A 6090-nucleotide genomic window follows, 5' to 3' on the forward strand; every position below is an offset into this window, starting at 1 on the left:
CTCAGGCCGCCCCCGCTTTCACGAACGGTCCCACCCGATGCGCTTTATCCGCTCCCTGCTGCTGTTCATTTATCTGATCGTCTACACGATGCCGTACGCTACCGCGTGCTTCATCGCGTTCCCGTTCATGAACGCCACGCGGCGCTACTGGATGGCCGTGGGCTGGTGCCGCTCGACGCTGTTCGCATCGCGCTGGCTGGTCGGCATCCGGTACCGCATCGAAGGCATGGAAAACCTGCCCAACGGCCCGGCCGTGCTGCTCTCCAAGCACCAATCGGCTTGGGAGACGCTGGCATTTCCCGCGCTGATGCCGCGTCCGCTGTGTTACGTGTTCAAACGCGAACTGATGTTCGTGCCGTTCTTCGGCTGGGCGCTGGGCATGCTGAAGATGGTTCACATCAACCGCAAGGAAGGCAAGAACGCGTTCACCTCGGTTATCCGCCAGGGCAAGCTGCGCATGGCTGAAGGCGCGTGGGTGATCATGTTCCCCGAGGGCACGCGCATTCCCGTGGGCAAGACGGGCAAGTACAAGACGGGCGGCCCGCGCTTCGCCATCGAAACGGGCGCGCCGGTGGTGCCGATCGCGCACAACGCGGGCCACGTCTGGCCCCGTAACTCGTTCATCAAATATGCGGGTATAGTCACGGTGTCGATCGGCAAGCCCATCGATACCACGGGGCTGACGCCCGACGAAGTGAATACACGCGTGGAAAACTGGATCGAAGCCGAAATGCGCCGCATCGATCCAGACGCGTACCGCGAAACGGATGGCACGTCGGCCAAACCCGCGAAGATCTGAGGGCCGGGTTATCTGGCCGGCTTCCCTGGTCAGCTTGATCGGCCGGCTTATTCGCCGAATTCGACAGGCCATCCGCTGCGCGGGGCGCACACGCCTACCCGCACCCGACCCGACGATGCAGAAGTCCCCCTCGCCGCGCCACGACGCGGCGCTTGACCATCAGCAACTCGATCTGCCGCTTTTTTCCGGGCCGGCGGCGGTGCTCACGCCTTCCGCCCCTTCCTCTCCTTCTCCTGCTACGTTGTCGCCTGGTAAGGCGCCCAAGGCACCGCTCGCGCCGCTTGCACCGGATGGCTCGCGGCTGCGTACGCTCGAACTGGGCGCAAGGACGCTGCAGTATCGGCTCAAGCGCTCGTCGCGTAAGTCGATCGGGTTTGCGATCGATGCGACCGGGCTCACGATTACTGCACCGCGCTGGGTGACGATTGCCGATATCGAGAACGCTATCGTCGAGAAGCAAAGGTGGATTTTTACCAAGCTGGTCGAATGGCAAACGCGGGTGGAGCAGCGCGCGCTGCCTCGCGTCGAATGGCGCGACGGCGCAGAATTGCCTTATCTCGGCAAGCCTATGCGTGTGCGGCTTGGGGCTGGTGCGCTGGGTTTTGACGAGGCGACGCGGGTGCTTTCGCTGCCGTTGCCGCCGCATGCGGATGCGCAGCAGATCAAGGATCGCGTGACCGGGTGGTTGCAGGGTGAGGCTACAAGGATCTTTGGCGAGCGGCTTAAGGTCTATGCGGAAAGGCTGGGCGTGACGTTTCGGTCTTATGCGCTTTCTTCGGCTATGACGCGATGGGGAAGCTGTTCAAGCGAAGGGCGGATTCGCTTGAACTGGCGGTTGATTCATTTTCCGCTCTCTATTGTGGATTATGTGGTCGCGCATGAGCTCGCGCATCTCAGGGAGATGAACCATAGTCCGAGGTTCTGGCAGACCGTGGAGTCGATCTTTCCCGAGTTTCGCGAGGCCAGGAAGCAGTTGAAGCAGCATCCGCCGGAGATGGTGCCGGGGATGTGAGGAGGCGTGGCCATCCAGCGTCATTCAATCTCATCGGATTGAGCATGAGTAGATGAAGTCTCACCGGTGAAGAACCACGGCGAGGAAATGCGAACCTCCCGTAACCGCAATCCGTTTCACCAAACTATCCCAGGCAGTCGCGGCGACGCCCCCCCTGCCGATCTCTGGCCCGGAAATTTGCCGGCCAATCCGTACTGAAAAATAAACATACATCCAGTCCCGCTAGCCGACTCCTAATCCTGACATCGATCAAATAAAAACTCGATTTAGGAATCGTCGCATATCACCACGCCCTACATTACAGGCATGATCTCGCAAAATTTATTAAAAACAAAACTATCCAACTACCTATTTGACAATAATCGAGATATTTAATGCTTTTCTCTGTACAGTATCTGCGAGGACTGGCAGCGATACTCGTTCTCGTTTACCACGCCTCCCACAAGAATATACAGATTTTTGGATATGGTAATGAATGGTCATTCGGCGCGTCTGGTGTCGATCTTTTTTTTATCATTTCCGGCTTCATCATGCTCCATGTAACAGACCATAGAGAACTGACAGCACGTGATTTTCTTATTGCACGTATTGCGCGAATCATTCCACTCTATTGGCTGCTATCTATTTTTGCTTGCGCTGTTTATTTCATTTCGCCTGGCAGAGTGAACAGTAGCGGCGGAACGACAACGATCCTTAATTCATTTACACTTATCCCAACCGGAAGCAAGCTCTTAATACAGAACGGCTGGACTTTAAGTTATGAATTTTTATTTTATTTAATATTTTCAACATCATTAAACAAGTGGTGCAAACATCGCCTAACATTTGTCACATCTACAATTTTCCTTCTCTCTACTGCAGGAGCCATTTTTCAACCCATAAATCCAACACTACAATTTTTGACGAGTAAATTACTGCTGGAATTCCAGTTGGGAATTTTTGCATATCTTTACATAAACTCGAAATTTAAAAATTCTTTCATAGATACGATTCTTATCTTCGTCGGCATATCGACATTAGCAATTTCTTCTGGGTCTCCTCACATTGAAAATCGCGTAATGCAATACGGACTGCCTTACGCAATGCTTTTCTCCGGCCTTGTGAGCGCAGATCACATCATAAAAAAGGTGTCCACATCATTCCCTGGACGCATCATGAAATTGATCGGTGATGCCTCATTTTCTATTTATCTGACGCACCCCTTTGTTTTATCATCAATCGGCATCATTCTTAATCGATTAAACGTTAAGAACGCACCCGTGATCTCGGTCGCCATCATGACGATTGCCTCCATTGCTGTTGGCTATGTGTGTTTTTCGGTACTTGAGCGCAACCTGATTCATTTAGCAAGGAGAATCACGCCTACCCCTAACTCGATACGAGGCGCTTCTCCCAGTCGGACGTAGCCAGTTCTTCTTCTAGTCTCAGCGTTCGTTAATTGCTGACGTTCCAGCAACGCTGTCAGTAGCAGAAAACGGCCAACCATATTTCTTCAACATGTTCGCTATCTGCCTGTCGTTGTAATTGTCAAATAGTGCGTTTTGATTGAATAAGGCGCACTCTTGACTTCCACCCCACACCACGAATCGTTGACGTGCGGCAGATCTCCTGAATGTCGCACCATTCAATGCGGCCATCCAGAATAACCAGATATCATCGCCGGTCGGACATAGCTCACGAAAAATATTCTGATTACAAACATCCTTGAAGAATACCCCGGGTGGATAAAGCACCCCGCCTATCCCGGTTGGGAAAATAACATCTTTTTCATTTGGCGCGACAAAGTTGAAAATCCACCCCGTATAAGGCGCAGGCAGCGACGGACGAATAAATTCGATCTTATGGCAGCGTGAACAAATTACCTCACGCTTGTCAGGTTTCACAGCCCCAACAAGTTCTTCCAGCCAGGTAGACCAATAATAGAGATCATCGTCAGCGATAGCTACCCAATCATTCTTTGACTCCTTTAACCGAGGAATGATTTTCTTATACGATCGAAAATCTTCACAGAGACGAATAATCAGACCATCATTCTCCAACTCCCGTACATTACCAGGGAGAACATGGTAATCATCCTCTGCGACCCACAATTCCAAAAAATCCGGCCGAACACGCTGCATAAGCAAGCTTTTTATTGTCAAATGCAGCGTCGGAAAACGCGGTGGGTACGACGTCATACTAACGATGAGTCGCCCGGGAAGGTCGTGTTCCGAATATCTTAACTGCGAACGAATCAGATATTTCATTTCGACAAAGTATGGCGTTAGCTTGTCGAAGCCTGTGCGCAGTTTATTTATTACACGACTCACAAACATTTTAAATCCCACAACGACTTATTTAAATATCGTCAGACGGTGTCAAACGACTGCGTTACGCAACTGCGCGCCGCGATCGAAACGCGATCACTCGGCGAATGAACGCTATATCGCCTGTCGCTATCAACATCACGAAGTAGATACCACCGATGAGCAAGATCTTCGATAGTAAGCACAACAACAAGAAAGTACTTAATGTGATAAATTTATCACGTATATAGATCGAGATTACAGTTACGATCGTCACGCCGATCAGGGTTCGCGCACTGGGACCAAAAAGCTCTCCCAGGGAACGCCGAAATCCAAATCGCGCCAATATATAAAATCCCTGCACGGAATTGATATAGAAGCTGACGACCACCAACAAAGAAAGCGTTTTAAGATCACCAACAATAATCCCCGCGACAATCGCCGAGACCGTCGTAGCAGTCGAAATAACGCCAGTCACGAACAACAGCCGGGTCTCACCAAGGGCCTGAAAGACTGAACCCGTGGAAGATAGAATCACCTGAATCGCAACGGATAGGCTCAGTATCGAAAATACAGGAACGGCAGCGCTCCATTGTTTGCCATAGCCCAGAGAGATGATTTCGGGCGCACAGCCGATGCAGATCGCGCCCAGCAATCCGCCACCTAGGATCAACACCCTTATCAGTTTTCGATATGAGTCGAAAATTATCGCTGGATTATTCACATGCTCGGCATAAACCGGCTGTATGGCGGGAGTTACAACATGCGTCAAGTTTGATATTGGCATTAACATCAAACGATAAGACATATCATAAATACCCAACGACACCGAGCCCAGAAATTTCCCGATCAAAAGTTTATCTATATTTCTCGTGAAATAATTAACAAAATTAAAAAGAAATTGATAACTCGAATAGGAGAATACATATCCCATTTTAGAAAAAATCGGTGATCGAAGCGGTGGCCGGGTACAAATGCAACAAAACAAGAAGATAAAGAGCGCGTTGCTCGTACTTTTGAGCACCAGCGCAGAAACGCCCCAGCCGTGCAACGCAGACCACGTCGCGCCAATTCCCGACAATATTGCAGATGAAACCTCTATCCAGGCGATGGTCTGAAAGCGCTTTCGTCTTCTAAGAAGTGCGAGCGGTACGATTGCCCAGCATGAGAACGCGATATTGACCGCAATCCCATTGGCAATGCTTGCATAAATCTCATTCCCGTAGAAATGAGAAATCATTGGACCGCATAGTGAGAGCGCCAATCCAGCAGCGATGCCTACGACTACTGTCAGCCAGAACAAGCCTGCAAGTTGCCGCGGCACAAGCTCCCCAAATTGGACAACAGCCGGCCCGAGGCCCATTTCGCTCAAGAACGACAGGAAGACGGCAATGACGCTCACCACAGCCATCAAGCCAAATTCCTTGGGGCTCAGCGCGCGCGCCAATATTGCCGTTACCATCAACTGAATAACAATATTGCTATAGCGCCCAACCATATTGATGAGCACGCTGCGACGCAACGTACCATTCACGTTAGACATCGCGCTATGCCTCTATTTCTGAAGCTGCTTTGACCAACACCCTGCCAATGCAGTGGTACTCAAAGCCGTGTTCCGCCATCGCGTCCGGCTCATAAAGATTGCGTCCGTCGAAGATGCGCGGCGCCTTCAGTTCCGCCTTCAGCGCTTCGAAATCGGGTGCCTTGAACGCCGTCCATTCGGTCACGATCACGAGCGCATCGGCGCCCGCGAGCGTGTCGTCCTGGCTCGGCGCGAACGTGATGCGCGCGAGCAGCTCGGGCGACTGCGCCAGATCGAGCGCGAACACGCGGCGCGCCTCGTCGGTGGCGACCGGGTCGTAGGCCGACACCGTCGCGCCGCGCGACACCAGGTCGGCAATCAGGCGGCGGCTCGGCGCCTCGCGCATGTCGTCGGTATTCGGCTTGAACGCCAGGCCCCAGACCGCGAAGTGGCGCCCGCGCAGATCCTCGCC

At 52.2% G+C, this 6090-nt stretch carries 6 protein-coding genes; 3 read left to right on the top strand and 3 right to left on the bottom strand.

Going from position 1 to position 6090, the window contains the following annotated elements:
* The first annotated feature begins 37 nt into the window (after positions 1 to 37).
* The 3 genes from B0G62_RS22415 to B0G62_RS22425 all read left to right on the top strand — a co-directional run bounded on the left by B0G62_RS22415 (position 38) and on the right by B0G62_RS22425 (position 3217).
* Complete coding sequence (locus B0G62_RS22415; RefSeq protein WP_103706400.1) at positions 38 to 799, top strand: lysophospholipid acyltransferase family protein; 762 nt, start codon at positions 38 to 40, stop codon at positions 797 to 799.
* A gap of 115 nt (positions 800 to 914) precedes the next feature.
* Complete coding sequence (locus B0G62_RS22420; protein ID WP_103706401.1) at positions 915 to 1811, top strand: M48 family metallopeptidase; 897 nt, start codon at positions 915 to 917, stop codon at positions 1809 to 1811.
* 374 nt (positions 1812 to 2185) lie between these two features.
* A complete protein-coding gene (locus B0G62_RS22425) occupies positions 2186 to 3217 on the top strand; it encodes an acyltransferase family protein (RefSeq protein WP_103706402.1) in 1032 nt (343 codons plus the stop codon).
* 18 nt (positions 3218 to 3235) lie between these two features.
* Here the strand turns inward: B0G62_RS22425 and B0G62_RS31410 are convergent, their stop codons facing one another.
* The 3 genes from B0G62_RS31410 to B0G62_RS22435 form a co-directional block, all read right to left on the bottom strand.
* Positions 3236 to 4126: a glycosyltransferase gene (locus B0G62_RS31410; protein WP_146055342.1), complete on the bottom strand. Its 891-nt coding sequence runs from the start codon at positions 4124 to 4126 to the stop codon at positions 3236 to 3238.
* A gap of 55 nt (positions 4127 to 4181) precedes the next feature.
* Complete coding sequence (locus tag B0G62_RS22430; protein WP_103706403.1) at positions 4182 to 5639, bottom strand: lipopolysaccharide biosynthesis protein; 1458 nt, start codon at positions 5637 to 5639, stop codon at positions 4182 to 4184.
* Between the two features lie 4 nt (positions 5640 to 5643).
* On the bottom strand, positions 5644 to 6090 hold a 447-nt coding region (locus B0G62_RS22435; RefSeq protein ID WP_244193333.1), incomplete at its 5' end, for a UDP binding domain-containing protein.

Origin of the sequence: Paraburkholderia eburnea (assembly GCF_002917095.1) — a bacterium.
Lineage (GTDB): Bacteria > Pseudomonadota > Gammaproteobacteria > Burkholderiales > Burkholderiaceae > Paraburkholderia > Paraburkholderia eburnea.

What these genes read in the sequence shown, in the direction of transcription:
- B0G62_RS22415 (WP_103706400.1), top strand. Translation starts at nt 38, where the DNA reads ATGCGCTTTATCCGCTCCCTGCTGCTGTTCATTTATCTGATCGTCTAC.
- B0G62_RS22420 (WP_103706401.1), top strand. Translation starts at nt 915, where the DNA reads ATGCAGAAGTCCCCCTCGCCGCGCCACGACGCGGCGCTTGACCATCAG.
- B0G62_RS22425 (WP_103706402.1), top strand. Translation starts at nt 2,186, where the DNA reads ATGCTTTTCTCTGTACAGTATCTGCGAGGACTGGCAGCGATACTCGTT.
- B0G62_RS31410 (WP_146055342.1), bottom strand. Translation starts at nt 4,126, where the DNA reads ATGTTTGTGAGTCGTGTAATAAATAAACTGCGCACAGGCTTCGACAAG.
- B0G62_RS22430 (WP_103706403.1), bottom strand. Translation starts at nt 5,639, where the DNA reads ATGTCTAACGTGAATGGTACGTTGCGTCGCAGCGTGCTCATCAATATG.